Source organism: Telluria sp. AZSoR62 (genome assembly GCF_058111565.1).
The window spans coordinates 1-17615 of sequence record NZ_JBYTST010000007.1; the positions used below are offsets into that span (position 1 = coordinate 1).

Consider the following 17615-nt stretch of genomic DNA (forward strand, 5'->3'; position numbering starts at 1 on the left):
TCGACAATCGATCAGATCATCGTTTGACCGCTCCAGAACTCGGCAGTTCAATTTCTACAGCTTGCAGTGACAGCGCCTTTTTATCCTGCCACGGAAAGCTGCGAGCCGGCTTCAGTCGCGCCGCAGCCGGCGCTGTACCACCGCCGCCGCCAGCCCCTCCAGCACGCCGATGCTGGTGTCCCAGTCGATGCAGCCATCGGTCACCGATTGCCCATACACGAGTTCCTTGCCCGGCACCAGGTCCTGGCGTCCCGCCACCAGGTGCGATTCGATCATCACGCCCACGATACGGTCGTCGCCTAGCGCGATCTGGGCCGCGATGTCGGCACACACCGGCACCTGGTTCTGCGGATTCTTGCTGCTGTTGGCGTGCGAGGCGTCGATCATCAGGCGGCTGGCCAGGCCGTTGGCCGCCAGCTGCTTGCACGCGTCCTCGACGCTGGCCGCGTCGTAGTTCGGCGTCTTGCCGCCGCGCAGGATGATGTGGCAATCCTCGTTGCCGGCGGTCGAGACGATGGCCGAATGCCCGCCCTTGGTCACCGACAGGAAATGGTGCGGCTGCGAAGCGGCCTTCATCGCATCGGCCGCGATCTTGATGTTGCCGTCGGTGCCGTTCTTGAAGCCGACCGGACAGGACAGGCCCGAGGCCAGCTCGCGGTGCACCTGCGACTCGGTGGTGCGCGCCCCGATCGCGCCCCAGCTGATCAGGTCGGCGATGTACTGCGGGCTGATCACGTCGAGGAATTCGGTGCCGGCCGGCAGGCCCAGCTCGTTGATGCCGCGCAGCAGCTCGCGCGCCATGCGCAGGCCGTCGTTGATGCGGAAGCTGTTGTCCATGTAGGGGTCGTTGATCATGCCCTTCCAGCCGACCGTGGTGCGCGGCTTCTCGAAGTACACCCGCATCACGATCTCGAGCTCGCCGGCCAGGCGCTGGCGCAGCGGGGCCAGCCGGCGCGCGTACTCGAGCGCGGCCTGGGGATCGTGGATCGAGCAGGGACCGACCACCACCATCACGCGGTCGTCCTGGCCGTGCAGGATGCGATGCAGCGCCACGCGCGCGCCGGCCGCGGTCTGCTCGGCGGCCGGGGTCACCGGGAACTCGCGGATCAGGTGCGAGGGCGGCGTCAGTTCCTTCATTTCGCGGATGCGTAGATCGTCGGTGCGGGGCATGCTGTACTCCGTGTTGTATGGGTCTGGGCTGAAAGCTGGGCTGAAAACAAAAAACCGCCATCGCTGGCGGTTTGTCTGGATTGTGTCGGACTGTTCTGATGTCGCGTGAACCTGCCGCTACTCCACCGCCAAGGGGCTGGAATGGCTAAAGTAAAAATAGCAGGTAAAGAAAACGTGCTGGCGCATGAGGATCCGGCTGCCCGGTCAGTAAGGTCTGAATTGACTATAACAATATAGCATGAAAATTGGCAAGCAACTTCGCCTGCCTTTTTTGCCGCTGCTGCGCCGCCTGCGACGCCCTGGTTTGGCAACTGGTTGCGCCAATCCCACAGCGTTTTGGCCGCCTTCTTCGCTCCTTGACTGAAATCAGACGCGCTTGCGCGCATGGTGCAAAAGTCGCACCAACGCCCTGCTCGTCCTGTACCCGGCTTGTGTTCTCACAAGAAAAGTCTTTGAGTCATTTGATCGTACTCAACAAGCCTGGTCAGACTGCGGGAATTCCCTCACCTCTGGAGTCCGGACATGATCGAAACCCTGCTCTCGCGCGCCGTGCGGCGCATCTTCGCCGGCGGCGGCGCCGTCGGCCTGGCGCTGCTGGCCGCGCCATCCAGCCTGTTGGCGCAGGAGGCGCCGCCTCCCCCCGCGCAGGCCGCCCCCATTGCGCGCGTCGAGATCACCGGCTCCTCGATCCGGCGGCTGGCCGCGGAAAGCTCGCTGCCGATCACGACGGTGCGCGCGGCCGACTTCGCCAAGCAGGGCCTGTCCACGGCGCAGGAGGTGCTCAATTCGATCCCAATGAACCAGTCGTCCGAAGTCGGCTCGTCGGCGGTCGGCGCCGGCACCGGCGGGCGCTCCACCGCCGACCTGCGCGGCCTGGGCGGCGACAAGACCCTGGTGCTGCTCAACGGGCGCAGGCTGGCGAACCACCCGTACTTCGCCGACTCCGTCGACCTCAACATCATCCCGGTGGCGGCGCTCGAACGCGTCGAAGTGCTGCGCGACGGCGCCTCGGCCATCTACGGCACCGACGCCATCGGCGGCGTGATCAACTTCATCACCAAGCGCTCGGTGCAGGGCGCCGCGCTCACCTTCGAAGGCTACGAGCCCTGGGCCAACGGCGGCGGCAGCGAACAGCGCCTGAACCTGTCCGGCGGCTGGGGCGAGCTCGAGCGCGATGGCTTCAGCGCCTGGGGCGTGATCGACTGGCACCAGCAATCGGCGCTGCGCGCCGACGAGCGCAGCTTCTCGGCCACCGGCATCCGCCCCGAGCGCGGCCTGTTCGAAGTCAGCGGCACCACCTTCCCCGCCAATTTCTTCTCCGACCTCGGCATCAGCGGCAACCCGCTCTACCCCACCTGCCAGCCGCCGGCCTCGGTGCCGCAGCCGGACGACCCCCTGTGCGCCTTCGACTACACGCGCTTCGTCGACAATATCCCCGAGACGCGCCAGTTCAGCGCGATGGCCAAGCTCAACAAGAAGTTCGGCGCGCAGGTCGCCAGCCTCGAATTCGTGCATGGCCGCAGCACCAACGAGGCCCGGGTAGCGCCGCCGCCGATGTCGAACATCGGCGTAATCATGACGAGCGACAGCCCCTTCTATCCGGGCAACGGCCGGGTGCCGGCCTTCCCCGGTCTCACGGGCGAACCGCTCGACATTTCCTGGCGGCCGCTGGAAACCGGGCGCCGCAATAATTTCGACTCCAGCATCACCGACCGCCTGCTGGCCAGCCTCGAGGGCACGATCGCCGGCTGGGACTACAACACCGGCATCTCATATTCGCTGGGCAAGGCCAAGAGCATCTTCAACGGCGGCTACCTCATCGACCAGCGCATCATCGACGGCGTCGGCGCCGGCATCCTCAATCCCTTCGGCCTGCAGGACGCAGCCGGGGCCGAATACCTGAACAACTCGATCCTGTCGGGCGAATACCTGCACGCGCGCATCCACAGCGCCGCCGTCGACGCCCGCGCCAGCCGCGATCTCATGACCCTGCCGGGCGGGCCGCTCGGCTTTGCCGTCGGCGCCGAGTTCCGGCGCGACCGCGCCAAGTATTTCGTCAACCGCGACCTGGCCTCGCAGGCCTCCAGCTCGGGCTACGAGGACGCCCAGGACCAGGCCGGCGCGCGCAGCATCTGGGCCGTGTTCAGCGAACTCAACGTCCCCATCATCAAGGACCTCGAACTCAATTTCGCTGCGCGCTACGACCACTACAGCGACGTCGGCGGCAGCTTCAACCCGAAGGTCGCGCTGCGCTGGCAGCCGACCCGGCAGGTGCTGGTGCGCGGCTCCTTCAACAAGGGCTTCCGCGCCCCCACGCTGTTCGACCTGTACGGCCCGCAGTCGACCACCTTCAGCTCGGATACCTACGACGACCCGCTGCTCTGCCCGGGCGGCACGCCGGTGCCCGGCGCCAACCCGAACGTCTCCTGCGGCCAGCAACAGTTCATCCGCCTGGGCGGCAATCCGGACCTGTCGCCGGAGCGCTCGCGCACGCACAGCGTCGGCGTGGTGTTCGAGCCGGTGTCCAGCCTGACCCTGTCGCTCGACTACTGGAACATCCGCCTGAAAGACCAGCTCAACTCCCTGGCCGAGCAGACCCTGTTCGGCAACTTCGCGAAATACCGCGACCTGTTCGTCTACGACGCCAGCGGCACCAACCTGCTCTACGTGCTGGCCATCACCGACAACCTCGGCGAAGTCAAGACCCGGGGCCTGGACCTGTCGATCGCCTACCGCATGCCGCGTACCCGCTTCGGCAATTTCACGGTCAACCTCGACGGCACCTATGTCAACAAATACGACTACCAGAACGAGCCGGGCGGGCCGTTCACCCAGAATGCCGGCCGCTATGCCGACGAGTCACCGGTCTTCCGCTGGCGCCACAACCTGCTGTTCTCGCTGAGCCGCGGCGACTGGACGGTGAACCTGGCCAACCGCTACATGTCGCACTACCTTGATCAGAACTCGGCGGTCGAGCCGGAATTCTTCAACACGGTGGGCCACTACTCGACCTGGTCGCTGTCGACCACCTACACCGGCAACAAGCGCGCCGAGTTCACCGCCGGCATCAAGAACCTGTTCGACAAGGAGCCGCCGTTCACGAACCAGCTTACCAACTTCCAGCTGGGCTACGACCCGCGCTATACCGATCCGCTGGGCCTGACGGTGTATGCGCGTGTGACGTACAAGTTCAACTAGGCGCCGCGCGGGCGGCCCAGCGTAAAAGACGCCACGGTAAAAGAGCCGGCATTGTTGCGCTAAAAACCATCGCCCCGGCGAAGGCCGGGGCCCAAGTTTGCAGCATGCTGATAATTTGCAGCATGCCGATGCCGCGGAACAAGGAACAAAAAAAAGCCGACCTCGAGGTCGGCTTCCACTGTTGATGAGGCTGAACTTCAGCCCGTTCCGCCCACGGTCACGCCATCGATGCGCAGCGTCGGCTGGCCCACGCCCACCGGCACGCTCTGGCCTTCCTTGCCGCACACGCCCACGCCCGAATCCAGGCGCATGTCGTTGCCGATCATCGAGATGTTGTTCATCACTTCCGGGCCATTGCCGATCAGGGTCGCGCCCTTGACCGGATAGCTGATCTTGCCGTTCTCGATCATGTAGGCTTCGCTGGCCGAGAACACGAACTTGCCGTTGGTAATGTCGACCTGGCCGCCGCCGAAGTTCACCGCATACAAACCGTTCTTCACCGACGCCAGGATTTCTTCCGGATCCTTGTCGCCGGCCAGCATGTAGGTATTGGTCATGCGCGGCATCGGCAGGTGGGCGAACGACTCGCGGCGCGCATTGCCGGTCACCGGCATCTTCATGAGGCGCGCATTCATCGTGTCCTGGATATAGCCCTTCAGGATGCCGTCCTCGATCAGCGTGGTGCACTGGGTCGGATTGCCTTCGTCGTCCATGTTCAGCGAACCGCGGCGGTCCTGCAGGGTGCCGTCGTCGACCACGGTCACGCCCTTGGCTGCGACGCGCTCGCCGATGCGGCCGGCGTAGGCCGACGAGCCCTTGCGGTTGAAGTCGCCTTCAAGGCCGTGGCCGACCGCTTCGTGCAGCAGCACGCCGGGCCAGCCCGGGCCCAGCACGATGGTCATCGGGCCGGCCGGCGCCGGGCGCGCTTCCAGGTTCACGCAGGCCGATTTCACGGCTTCGGTCGCGTATTTGTCGAGCAATTCGTCGCTGAAATAGCCGTAGTCGTAGCGCCCGCCGCCACCGGAGGAGCCGACTTCGCGCCGGCCGTTCTGCTCGGCGATGACGGTGACCGACACGCGCACCAGCGGGCGGATGTCGGCCGCCAGCACGCCGTCGCTGCGCACCACCAGCACCACGTCGTATTCGCCGGCCAGGCCCGCCATCACCTGCACCACGCGCGGATCCTTGGCGCGCGCCATCTTCTCGACGCGCTCGAGCAGCTTCACCTTGGCGGTCGCATCGAGCGAAGCGAGCGGATCGTGCGGCAGGTAGAGCGAGCGGCCGCCAGTCGGGCGCGCCGCGCTGGCGATCTTGATCTTGCCGGAACCGGCGCGCGCGATCGTGCGCGTTGCCGCCGCAGCATCGAGCAGCGCCGCTTCGGAAATGTCGTCGGAGTAGGAGAAGGCCGTGCGGTCGCCGGAAATCGCGCGCACGCCGACGCCCTGGTCTATCGAGAAGCTGCCGGTCTTGACGATGCCCTCTTCCAGGCTCCAGCCCTCGCTCTTGGTGAACTGGAAATACAGGTCGGCGTAATCGACCTTGTGCGTGAACATCGACCCCAGCGCATTCAAGAGCTTGCCCTCGTCGAGGCCGAATGGCGTCAGCAACACGTCGCGTGCAACCGCGAGGGAGGAAAGGTTCGGTTCGAATGGTTTCATTTTGTGTTCGGTGTTCGTATGGATAGGCCATTGTGCCATATCCAGACGCGACGTACGCGGACACGCCGAATGGGGAAGCGCAGCTTGCGCAAGCGCTGGGAGCCGCCGAAATCAGCCTGCCGGGCGGCTGGACGCGCGCTGCATGCTGGACCCATTGCGTGCTGCTTGCACTAGTGGCAACATGGCCGGGCTAGCCAACGCAGCCCCGCCATACCGCAGCTCAAGCCGGCCTACAGCTTGCGGTGCTTCAGCGCCGGCAAGCTCTCGCGCACGCCGGCCAGGAAAGCGGCGTCGAGCTCGCCGCTAATCACGCCCTCGCCTTCGCGCAGCACGGCCTTCACCTCGCCCCAGGGGTCGACCAGCATGCTGTGGCCGAAGGTGCGGCGGCCGTTGGCGTGCAAACCGCCCTGGGCCGAGGCCAGCACGTAGCACTGGTTCTCGATGGCGCGCGCGCGCAGCAGCACTTCCCAGTGCGCCAGTCCGGTGGTGTGGGTAAAAGCGGCAGGAACCACGATCAGGGCGCACTCGCCCATCGCGCGGTAGAGCTCGGGAAAACGCAGGTCGTAGCACACGGACAGGCCGACCCGGCCGAACGGTGCCTCGAAGGCCCCGATGCTTTCCCCCGGCACGATGGTGCGCGCCTCGTCGTAGGATTCGTCGCCCTTGTTGAAGCCGAACAAATGGATCTTGTCGTAGCGGCTGGCCGCCTGCCCCTGCGGGTCGTAGACCAGGGTGGTGTTGAGCACCTTGCCGGCATCAAGCGATACCAGCGGCAGCGTGCCGCCCACCAGCCAGATGCCGTGCTCGCGCGCCAGGCCTGCCATGCAATCCTGGATCGGGCCGGAACCTTCCTGCTCAGCATGGTCCACCTTGTCGCGGTCGCTCATGCCCATGATCGGCCAGTATTCCGGCAGCGCGACGAAGCCGGCGCCCTCGCCGGCAGCCTGCGCCACCAGGCGGCGCGCGGTGGCCAGGTTCTCGCTCACCTCCGGGGTGGATACCATCTGTACTGCGGCGACCTTGGCCTTGTTCATGTCACTCCTTCCTTGCACTGGCGCGCGCGGCGGCCGGCGCCGGCGGCGGGTTGTCGAGCTTGGTGATGACCGGGGACTTCCACGGTCCCGCGATCTGCATCTGGTAAGTCAGCGCCTTCATCATCGGCGCGCGCAGGAAGAGCTGGGCCAGGAAGCTGCCCAGGCCGATCACCGGGTTGACCGCCAGGCCGTACACCAGCGGCCCGGTGCCGAGGTTGAATTCCGGGATCACGACCACGCGCAAATTGGTGGTTTCGTTGGCGATGTCGGCCGTGCCGTCCATCAGGATGGTGGCCGCCACCCCGTGCATCTTGAGGTTGTCGGTGCGCAGCACGCCGCGCTGGATCATGGCGTTGGCGCTGATGCCGTCAAAAGCCAGGCCTTGCGAGAACACGTCGTGGAAGTCCAGCTTGAGCAGGCGCGGCAAGGCTTGCAGGCTGAGCACGCCCAGCAGCTTGGCCGCGCCCGGGTCCTGCTTGAGGAACTGGCCGGATTCGACGTTGAGCTCGACCTGACCCGACAGGCTCGGGATGTCCATCGCATACGGCAACCCGCTCCAGGAAATATCGCCGGACAGCGTGCCCTTGCCGCGGCGCAGGGTCTCGGGGAAGCCCAGGCGGTCGAGCAGCTTGCCGGCGTCGAGGATGTCGAGCATGAAATTCAGGCTGGTATTGCTCTTGCCATCCTTGGTGAGCCAGCGCCCGTTGGCCTTGAGCTGGCCGTCCGGGCTGTCGAGCGTCACGCGGTTGATACGCCACTCGCGCCCGGCCAGCGCCGGCACGTTGTTGGCCTGCAACTCCAGGCGGCCGAGCCGCTTGTCGAACAGCTGGAAGTTCTCGGCCACGATGTCGAGCGAAGGAATGGTCGCGCCCCCGCCCTGGGGCGATTCGAGCAGGTTCTTCACTTCCTCTTCGCTCGATTCGGGAATCACGAGCGAGGCCAGGCGCGCCGTCACCTTGCCCAGGCCCTGGCCGCTGCCCGATTCGGCCCAGGTCACGTAGCCGCTGACCTGGCGCGAATTCAGGTTGGCCTGCCAGGTGTCCTTCAGGTGGGTCGCGCCCAGCACCACATCGGCCAGGCGGCGCTCGCCCACGGTGAGCTCGGACACGCGCCCGGCAATCACGTCCGGCACCACGTACTGCGCGAACTCGCCGCCCGCGGCCCCCGCGCCTGCAGTTTCGCCTCCCGCCCCGGCAATCGCCTTGCCGGCCGCGATCCAGCCGTCCACGTTCAGGGCGCGCATGTTCACATGGATCATGGTGCCGCTGTCCGGCTCGGGCGCCGGCACGTTCACCCCGATGCCGCCGCGCTGCACCAGCCAGGGTCCGCGCCCCTGCTTTTCGCGCAGGTAGCGCGCCGCCAGGTCATCGCCCAGCGCCACCCGGATCTCGTCGCGCGCGACGCCGTTCACGGTCGGCTCGCCGGCCAGGGAAAAGCGCAGCGGCAGCGCATTGGCCTGCGGTTTGTTCAAGGGCGCCGGCAGCTCCATTCCCAGGCCGGCCAGGTTCGATTCGAGGCTCACCGTGCGCCGTCCGTCGCGCACCACCACGGCGCCCGTATAGGGCGTGCTGCCGGACAGGCGCGCGCCCAGGCGCTGCAGGGCCGGCATGGGGGCGGTGCGGCGCATGCCGTCGGCCGACAGGGTGCCGCCCAGACGGATCGCAATGCTGCCGTCCTTCTGGGTGCCGCCCGACAGCGCCAGCGGCCCGCCCAGGAAGCTCGTGCCCACGCCATTGAGGTTGACGCCGCGCTCCCAGAAATCGATCCGGCCCAGCGCCGCCTGCAAGGGCGGCAGTTCCGGGAACAGGCTGATGTCGTTGCCCAGCAGTTGCAGGCTGCCGACCACCTTGGTGTCTTCCAGGCGCGCCAGGGGCATGCGCAGCTTCAGGCCCAGGCGCGCATTGCCGCCGGCACGGGTGTCGTCGGTGAAGTGGCCGATCCAGCCCGGCACCGGGCTGGCCGCCACGTAGTTCAGGAATTCCTGCAGCGGGCCGCTGGCACTGCCGTCGATCTCGAGCATCTTGAGGTCGTGCGCGCCGAGGTCCGGGATGACCGCCTTCACGTTCGACAGCGCCACGCCCATCGTGCGCAGGCTGTCGCCGCGGATTTCCATGCGGGCGCGGTCGAACTCGATGCGGCCGTCGATGTGTTCCGCCAGCGGCCACAATGGGGCGCCGTCGGGGTGGCGGTGGCCCGGCGCATATTCGAGGCGGGCGTCCTCCAGGCGGCCGGCGGCGCGGAATTCGCCGCGCGCGCGCTCCAGCATGTTATTTGCGCGGAAAGGAAAAGCAGCCAGGTCGCCGCGCAGGCGCAGCGTGGCGTCGCGCAAGCTGCCGCCCTGCAGCGCGCCGGTCAGCCAGCCGCGCAAGCCTTCGGGCGTGGCCAGCGGCAGGAAGCGCCCGACCTGGCCGATCGGAAAACCGTCGATCTTGCCGGTGAAATCGGCGACGCCGGGCCCGCGTCCCTGTTGCAGCGGCAGCGCGTGGCGCCCGGACAGCTGGCCAGTCAACGCCCCCTGGGCGAACTGCAGGTTCTCCACTTCGACCAGCAACTGCTGGCCCGGGTCGTAGGTCCAGCGCGCTTTCATGGCCAGTCGGTCGAGCGGCATCATGGGTTCGGCGAGCCAGGCCGGCAACAGCAGGACGGCAGCCTGCGAATCGACGGTCACGCTGCCGCTGCGCTCGTTGGCGTCGAGGCGGCCGCTCAGGTTCTGGAAGCCGGGCGTGGCCGGGCGCGCCGGCAGTGCCGGCAGGCCCGCGCGGGCCGGCTGGGCCGGCCGCGCCGGGCGCGCGTTGACCGCCAGGCCCGCCATGTCGCCGCGCACGCGGAACGAGCGCAGCGCCGGATAGCGCCCTTCCCACTGGGCCGACAGGTCGAGCAGGCGCCCGCGCGGCGCGTAGTCCGCCAGCATCTGGCGCTGCTGCGGCGGCAGCGGCAGGTAGCCGGCCAGGGCCGACAGCGCGCCGATGTCGAGCTGGCGTGCGCTGAGCTCGCCCTGCTCCGGGCGGCCGGGCCGGGCCGGGCGCCAGCTCTGCTCGAGCGTGGCCGGCGGCAGGGTGCGGCCGTCGCGGGTGGTAACCGAGAAACCAGTCAGGCTCACCGTGTGGCCGTGGGCGCCGAAGGTCGGCTTGCCGTCTTCTTTACCCTGCAGCATTTCTTCGCGCGCCGCCAGGCGGCCGCGCACGCGCGCCAGTTCAAGCGGCGCCAGGCCCGCTCCCAGGCGGGCATTGACCCCGGCCAGCGCCAGGTCGGCGGTGAAACCGGCCACGCGGGCATGGTCGAAGTTGAGCCAGGCGCGCACCGAGCCGCGCCCGCTGGCGAGCTGGAAAGGCAGGTCCACATGGCGCTTCCAGGCCGCCAGGTCGGCGTCGCGCAGGTCGGCGTAGAGCTCGCCCTTCCAGCGCCGGACGTCGGAAGGACGCGCACCGAAGCGGTGACGGAAGCGCGCCCGCAGGTCGAGCGGGCGGCCGAGGGCGCGCGGCGGGGTGGCGCGCAGGGCGAACTGGTGGCCGCCGCCGAAGCGGTTGAGCAGGGCCATGGTGACCCCGGTCAGGGGCAGGGCCGGCCTGTCGCGCAGCTCGTCGGTCCAGTCGACGCGGCCGTCGCGGATCACGATCTCGCGCTGGCGCAGCAACCAGTCGGCGCCGCGGCCATCGTCTCGCTTGTTCGGGTCGAACCGCACGCCGGCCACCGTCAGCACGCCGTCCAGGCCGCGCCGCACGTCCAGCTGCGGACGGTGCACCTCGAGCGCGTGCAGGCGCGGCTCGAAAGCGGCCAGGCTCCACCACGAGAGCGTGGCCGAGACCTCGGGCAGCGCCAGCACCTGGCGCCCGCGCGCGTCGATCAGGCGCACGTCGCCCAGCTGCAGGGCCGGATGGATGCCCCGCCACGAGGCCGACAATTGGGCGATCGTGACGCGGTTGCCGAGCGCGCGCCCGGCGGCGGCTTCGACCTCGCCTTTGTACAGGCCGATATTCGGGAGGATGGCGTAGCGCAGCACCAGGAACAGCAGGGCCAGCGCGAAATAGATGAACAGCACCAGCTTGATGGTGAAACCGAGGACATGGTGCGAAGCCAGGTTCGCATAGCGATAGGCCGCACGCAGGCGCCGCCAGCGCACGGCCAGCGGCAGGTGCCCGCCCTGTGCCTGCGCCGCCTGCGGTTCCGGATTGTCCATCAAGGTACTCAACAAAGGCCGCCGTAAATTAAAACTTTGATAACAGATCGCTTGCAAGGGTTGCGGCGTCTACCTTACCATCATGCTGACCGGGGCAGCACGGCGGGCAATTCTACCGCACGAACGCCTGCCGGACGGCAAAACCGGACGCCAACACGCCCAACGGATCGCACACCATGACCCCTGCTGCACCAGCAACCACGGCGCCGGCCTCGCACGGAGCGCCGGACGGCTCGCGCTTCCTGCAACGCTGGCTGCACGCCGACCCGGCCCGACCCGCCCTGCTCGAGGACTTTGCCCGATTATCGCTGGCCGACGCCGACCTCGGCGCGGCATTGGCGCGCGAGCTCTCTGCCGGCCTGCCCCTGCCGCGCGCCATGCGCCGCCTGCGCAACCTGCTGATCTGCGCGATCATCCAGCGCGACCTCGACGGCCGCGCCAGCCTGGACGAGGTGGTCGGCGCCATGACCGCCTTTGCCGACTTCGCCATCCGTACCCATGTCGCCGCCCTGACCGGGGAGCTGGTGGCCATCCACGGCATGCCTACCGGAGACGATTCCGGCCGGCCCCAGCACCTGATGGTGCTGTCCATGGGCAAGGGCGGCGGCGGCGAACTGAATGTCTCGTCCGACATCGACCTGATCTTCGTCTACCCCGAGGATGGCGACACTGCCGCCGCCCCTGGCCAGCGCCAGCTGTCCAACCACGAATTCTTCGTGCGCCTGGGCCGCAAGCTGATCGCCGCGCTGGCCGAAGTCATCGAGGATGGATTTACTTTCCGTGTGGACATGGCGCTGCGTCCCAACGGCAATTCAGGGCCTCTCGCCGCCAGCCTCAACATGGTCGAGGAATACCTCATTGTGCAGGGCCGGGAATGGGAGCGCTATGCCTGGGTCAAGGCGCGCGCAGTCACCGGCGAGCCCGAGGACATTGCCGCGCTCGACGCCGTGGTGCGTCCCTTCGTGTTCCGCCGCTACCTCGATTTCGGCGTGATCGACGCGATCCGCAACATGCACGCCCAGATCCGCGCCGAGGTCAAGCGCCAGGAGCGCCTGCACCCCGAGCGCAGCCACAACGTCAAGCTCGGGCGCGGCGGGATCCGCGAGATCGAATTCCTGGCCCAGGTCTTCCAGCTGATCCGCGGCGGGCGCGACCCGGCGCTGCGCGAGCGCTCCACCCGCCAGACCCTGCGCCTGCTGGCCGAGCGCGAGCTGCTGCCGCAGGACGCCGTCGAGCGCCTGCTCGAGGCGTACACCTTCCTGCGCAACCTGGAGCACCGCCTGCAATACCTGGAAGACGCCCAGACCCATACCCTGCCCGCCAGCGAGGAAGACCGCGCCATCGTGGCGCGCATGATGGGACTGCCGGACGTGCCCACCCTGCTGGCGCGCCTGGACGAGCAGCGCAGCTATGTGGCGGCCCAGTTCGACGCGATCTTCGCGGACAAGGCCGACACCGCCGATCCGGATGTGCCGCTGCTGGCCGACGACCCGGAAAACCGCGACGCCATCGCCGCCCGCCTGCTCGAGCTGGGCTACGACGAGCCGGTCGGCGCCGCCACCCGCCTGGTGGCGACCCTGCAGGGCCCGCGCCTGGCCGCCCTGCCCGACGCCAGCCGTGCCCGCCTGCTGGCCCTGGGCGATGCGGCGCTCGGCCAGATCGCCACCGTGGTGCGGGAAGCCGGCATCGGCAGCCATGCCGCCACGCTCGGGCGCCTGCTCGACTTTTTCGAAGCCATCGCACGCCGCTCGGCCTATTTGTCGCTGCTGACCGAATACCCGCACACCCTCGAGCGCGTGATCCGCATGATCAATGCCAGCGGCTGGGCCGCGACCTTTCTCACCAGCCACCCGATCCTGCTCGACGAGCTGCTCGACGACCGCAACGAGGGCGCCGGCGACCCGGGCCAGCTGGCCCGCCTGAGCCTCGACCTCGACGCCCAGTTGCTGGAAGCGGCCGGCGACACCGAGCGCCAGCTCGACATCCTGCGCGAGACCCACCATGCCCAGCTGTTCCGCCTGCTGGCCCTGGACCTGGCCGGCGAACTGTCGGTCGAGCGCCTGGCCGACCACCTTTCGGCCCTGGCCGACACCATGGTCGGCGCCACCATCAAGCACGCCTGGCGCGCGATCGCCACCCGCCACCGCGAGGAACCGCGCTTCGCCGTCATCGCCTACGGCAAGCTGGGCGGCAAGGAGCTCGGCTACGTCTCCGACCTCGACGTGATCTTCCTGTTCGACGACGAGGACGACATGGCGCCGTCCAACTACGCGAAGCTGGCGCAGCGCTTCATCACCTGGAACACCGCGCACACGGCGGCCGGCATCCTGTTCGACATCGACACCGCCCTGCGCCCGGACGGCGCCAGCGGCATGCTGGTGTCCTCGGTCGGCGCCTTCGAGCGCTACCAGGCCGGCAGCGCCTGGATCTGGGAGCACCAGGCATTGACGCGGGCGCGCTTTTGCGCCGGCGACGCCGCCATCGGCGCGCGCTTTGAAGCCATCCGCGAGGAAGTGCTGCGCAAGGACAGGAGCGCCGACGAGGCCAGGCTCAAGGACGAGGTGCGCGCCATGCGCAAGCGCATGCGCGAGGCCGGCGGCAGCCGCGCCGACATGTTCGACCTGAAGGGCGACCCGGGCGGCATGATCGACATCGAGTTCATCGTCCAGTACCTGGTGCTGCGCCATGCGGCGACCTACCCCCAGCTGACCGCCAATGCCGGCAACATCGCCCTGCTGCGCATGTGCGGCGGGCTTGGCCTGATCGATGCGGACCTCGCTGCCGCGGTCGCCGCGGCTTACCGCGCGATGCGCAAGTTCCAGCACCAGGTGCGCCTGCAGGGCCAGGAAAAGGCCCGGGTCGAACCTGCCCTGCTCGGCACCCACCCGGACAGCGTGCTGCGCTTGTGGCAAGCCTGTTTCGGCGACTGATTCCCCCGATACGTGCCCTTTTCCCGCCCGCGCCATCCTGGTGCGGGCGCACCACCTCCAGTCTTTTCCCACCTCCTGCGCACCCTCGTCGTGCACGCTGCCCCTGCTGACTTTTCAGTCAGAAATTTCTTTATATTAACTGTTGTTTTTCGGACAGATATTACCTCTGGGCATATTGACACATATCAACGGTGAATGATCTGATGCAGATGTGTATGTACCTCGGCAATATCGCCACCAGCGGTGTGCCGGTCGCACAGGTTGCCACTTTTTATTACAACAAGCCCCGCTGCCCCACCCCGGGCGGCGCGAGATGGAGAACACATGCAACAACGTACCAAGATCGCTCTGGCGGTCGCCTTTGCCGTCCACTCGATGGCCGCCGTCGCGCAGGATGCAGCAGCTCCCCTGCAGCGCGTGGAAGTCACCGGTTCGCGTATCCGCCAGGTCGATCTGGAAACGGCCCAGCCGGTCCAGGTGATGACCCAGGAGCAGATCCAGAAAACCGGCCTGGTGACTGTCGGCGACATCATCAACAACCTGTCTTCGGCCGGCTCGCCGTCCTTCAGCAAGGGTGGCGCCCTGACCTCGAACCGTGAAAACGGCGGCCAGTACGTCAACCTGCGCAACCTGGGCAGCCAGCGCCTGCTGGTGCTGGTCAACGGCAAGCGCTGGACCCAGTCCACCGCCGGCTTCACCGACATGTCGACCATCCCGTCGTCGATGATCGAGCGCATCGACATCCTGAAGGACGGCGCCTCGTCGATCTACGGCTCCGACGCGATCGCCGGCGTGGTCAACGTCATCCTGAAGAAGTCGATGGAAGGCGGCCAGCTGAGCCTGTACGCCGGCCGTAACGAAGAAGTTGCCGATGGCAAGAACCGCGACTTCTCGCTGAGCTACGGCGCCGGCAGCGAAAAGGCCAACCTGATGTTCGGCCTGTCGCACACCGAATCGGGCGCCGTGTTCGCACGCGACCGCGAAAGCACCCGCTTTGCGCGCGGCCCGAACTTCCCGCTCGAGAACCTCGGCGGCGGTCCATGGGGCCGTATCCGCCAGGTCAGCGCCAGCGGCGGCCCGACCGGCTTCGACCGGATCCTGAACCACACCGGCGACCAGAACATGGCCGGTGTCGGCCAGGATTCGCGCAATCCGGCCAACTACCACGATGTCGTCGCCCTGACCCCGATCCCGGCCGACAACTGGAACACCACCCGGGACATGGTGTTCGCGATGCCGTCCAAGCTCGACACCATCTTCACCAAGGGCGAGATCGAGCTGCCATGGGACATGCGCTTCGTCACCACCGCGATGTATTCGCAGCGCAAGAGCGTCTCGACCACCGCCGGCTACCCGCTGTCGTCGACCTCGCAGTCGAAGTACCCGGTCTATATCGACAAGGACAACTACTTCAACCCGTACGGTAACCAAGTCGCCGGCGCCGGCCAGGGCCGCGACCTGTTCTTCTACCGCCGCACCATCGAAGTGCCGCGCGTGACCGAGAACGACAACCGCACCCTGCACATCGACGCGACCCTGGAAGGCGAATTCGAGCTGCGCGGCCTGCCTTGGAACTGGAGCGCCGGCTACAACCACAGCAAGATTTCCGGCGGCACCATGGGCACCGGCAACCTGAACCTGCTGAACCTGAAGCGCGCCCTGGGCCCATCGTTCCGCAATGCTTCCGGCACCATCCAGTGCGGCACCGCCGCCGCCCCGATCGCGCTGGCAGATTGCGTACCGTTTGACATCCTGGGCGGCCCATCGGCCGCGACCCCGCAAGCCCTGAACTACGTCATGTCGGTCAGCGGCTACACCTTCGGCAGCAAGGTCGACAGCGCCACCGCCGACATCGGCGGCGAACTGTTCACCCTGCCAGCTGGCGCCGTGGGCGTGGCAGCCGGTATCGAGCACCGCACCGTGACCGGTGAAGACCTGCCGGGCCAGTTCGAACGCTCGGGCTTCTCGACCGACCTGGCCGGCAACCCGACCACCGGCCGCTACACCGTGCGCGAGGCGTACGCCGAGGTCAATGTGCCGGTCCTGAAAGGCCTGCCGTTCGTCGAGTCGCTGAGCTTCAACGTGGCGACCCGCTACTCGGACTACAGCAACTTCGGTTCGACCAACAACAGCAAGTTCAGCTTCGTGTACCGCCCGATCAAGGACCTGCTGGCCCGTGGCACCTGGGCTGAAGGCTTCCGCGCACCGACCGTGGGCGACACCTTCGGCGGCGGCCAGCAAGCCTTCGATACCTACCTGGATCCATGCGACACCGTGTACGGCGAAGCTGCCCGTACCCCGGCCGTGCTGGCACGCTGCAACAGCGGCTTCGGCGGCATCGGCGGCACCGCAGCGGGCTTCCGCCAGCGCGGCCAGACCGGCGCGACCATCACCTCGAGCGGCGGCACCCAGACCGCAGTCCCGTTCAACGCAGGCGCCGGCAACTCGTTCCTGCAGCCGGAAACCGCGACCACGCGTACCCTGGGCCTGGTGTTCAGCCCATCGTTCGTACCGGGCTTCTCGGCTGCGCTGGACTGGTACAGCATCCAGGTCGACAACCGCATCGTCGGCGTCTCGGCGAACTACATCCTGGGCGAGTGCTACACCCAGGGCCTGCCGGCATTCTGCTCGGGCATTCGTCGCGACGCTGCCACCGGCGGCATCATCGACCTGTCGCGCGGCAACGCCAACCTGGGCCAGATCAAGACCGAAGGCGTCGACCTCGAAATGCGCTACCGCGCGCCGCGCTTCTCGTTCGGCCAGTTCAGCTTCAAGAGCGAAACCACCTACCTCGACGAGTACTCGACCAAGAGCTCGGCCACCTCGCAGTGGATCGACTTCTCGGGTGAATACGACTACCACCGCTGGAAGTCGAACTTCACGGTTGACTGGTCGCTGGGTAACTGGAGCGCCAACTGGGGCCTGCGTTACCTGTCGCCGGTGCTGGACCAGTGCCTGAACATCCCGCGCGGCTGGGAATGCAACGAGCCAGGCACCTTCCGTGCAGGCGCAACCTCGGCCGGCGCAAACCGCCTGCCGTCGCTGACCTACCACGACGTGAGCGTCGGTTACAAGTTCCCATGGAACGGCAATGTGCGTGTCGGCGTGAACAACGTGTTCAACAAGGCACCGCGCTTCACCGTGCTGGGCGCCGCTTCGGCAACCTTCGTCGATGCCGACCTGCCGATCGACCGCTTCTTCTACGTTCGCTACAACCAAGCGTTCTAACGCAATTTAATTGCGGCAAAAACCCGTCCGGCGCAAGCCGGGCGGGTTTTTTTCGTTTGAACCAAAGAATATGCATCCGTCAATGGTTAAATCCATTGTTTTTAGTAAATACACATATTAGCAACAGTTACAAGGTTTCTAGGCGCGTTCAATTGACAGGGAACGGTCCCAAATGATTCTATTGCCTACTTGAAAATAAGTTTGACGGAAACATCAGACT

The 17615-nt window shown here is 67.1% G+C and carries 7 protein-coding genes; 3 read left to right on the forward strand and 4 right to left on the reverse strand.

Annotation, left to right across the window (positions count from 1 at the left end; genetic code table 11):
- Positions 1 to 111: 111 nt before the first annotated feature.
- On the reverse strand, positions 112 to 1170 hold the full coding sequence (gene aroG / locus AC3XQU_RS12290) for a 3-deoxy-7-phosphoheptulonate synthase AroG (protein WP_489874439.1): 1059 nt from the start codon (positions 1168 to 1170) through the stop codon (positions 112 to 114).
- A gap of 522 nt (positions 1171 to 1692) precedes the next feature.
- Here aroG and AC3XQU_RS12295 point away from each other — a divergent pair.
- The gene (locus AC3XQU_RS12295) at positions 1693 to 4368 is read left to right on the forward strand and encodes a TonB-dependent receptor (protein WP_489874440.1); all 2676 of its coding nucleotides are present in this window, start codon (positions 1693 to 1695) and stop codon (positions 4366 to 4368) included.
- A gap of 197 nt (positions 4369 to 4565) precedes the next feature.
- Here the strand turns inward: AC3XQU_RS12295 and tldD are convergent, their stop codons facing one another.
- The 3 genes from tldD to AC3XQU_RS12310 form a co-directional block, all read right to left on the reverse strand.
- A complete protein-coding gene (gene tldD / locus AC3XQU_RS12300; protein ID WP_489874441.1) occupies positions 4566 to 6026 on the reverse strand; it encodes a metalloprotease TldD in 1461 nt (486 codons plus the stop codon).
- A gap of 230 nt (positions 6027 to 6256) precedes the next feature.
- Positions 6257 to 7060, reverse strand: coding sequence for a carbon-nitrogen hydrolase family protein (locus AC3XQU_RS12305; RefSeq protein WP_489874442.1), 804 nt, complete (start codon positions 7058 to 7060; stop codon positions 6257 to 6259).
- A 1-nt stretch (position 7061) separates the two neighbouring features.
- Entirely contained in the window at positions 7062 to 11237 is a 4176-nt protein-coding gene (locus tag AC3XQU_RS12310; protein WP_489874443.1) for a YhdP family protein, read from the reverse strand.
- Between the two features lie 176 nt (positions 11238 to 11413).
- On the opposite strand from AC3XQU_RS12310, the gene glnE reads away from it, so the two are divergent.
- Together glnE and AC3XQU_RS12320 are read left to right on the forward strand one after the other, a co-directional pair.
- Positions 11414 to 14167 carry a bifunctional [glutamate--ammonia ligase]-adenylyl-L-tyrosine phosphorylase/[glutamate--ammonia-ligase] adenylyltransferase gene (gene glnE / locus AC3XQU_RS12315; RefSeq protein WP_489874444.1) on the forward strand — a complete coding sequence of 918 codons (2754 nt, stop codon included), beginning with the start codon at positions 11414 to 11416 and terminating at the stop codon, positions 14165 to 14167.
- 324 nt (positions 14168 to 14491) lie between these two features.
- Positions 14492 to 17395: a TonB-dependent receptor domain-containing protein gene (locus tag AC3XQU_RS12320; protein ID WP_489874445.1), complete on the forward strand. Its 2904-nt coding sequence runs from the start codon at positions 14492 to 14494 to the stop codon at positions 17393 to 17395.
- The last annotated feature ends 220 nt before the right edge of the window (positions 17396 to 17615 follow it).

What these genes read in the sequence shown, in the direction of transcription:
- aroG (WP_489874439.1), bottom strand. Translation starts at nt 1,170, where the DNA reads ATGCCCCGCACCGACGATCTACGCATCCGCGAAATGAAGGAACTGACG.
- AC3XQU_RS12295 (WP_489874440.1), top strand. Translation starts at nt 1,693, where the DNA reads ATGATCGAAACCCTGCTCTCGCGCGCCGTGCGGCGCATCTTCGCCGGC.
- tldD (WP_489874441.1), bottom strand. Translation starts at nt 6,026, where the DNA reads ATGAAACCATTCGAACCGAACCTTTCCTCCCTCGCGGTTGCACGCGAC.
- AC3XQU_RS12305 (WP_489874442.1), bottom strand. Translation starts at nt 7,060, where the DNA reads ATGAACAAGGCCAAGGTCGCCGCAGTACAGATGGTATCCACCCCGGAG.
- AC3XQU_RS12310 (WP_489874443.1), bottom strand. Translation starts at nt 11,237, where the DNA reads ATGGACAATCCGGAACCGCAGGCGGCGCAGGCACAGGGCGGGCACCTG.
- glnE (WP_489874444.1), top strand. Translation starts at nt 11,414, where the DNA reads ATGACCCCTGCTGCACCAGCAACCACGGCGCCGGCCTCGCACGGAGCG.
- AC3XQU_RS12320 (WP_489874445.1), top strand. Translation starts at nt 14,492, where the DNA reads ATGCAACAACGTACCAAGATCGCTCTGGCGGTCGCCTTTGCCGTCCAC.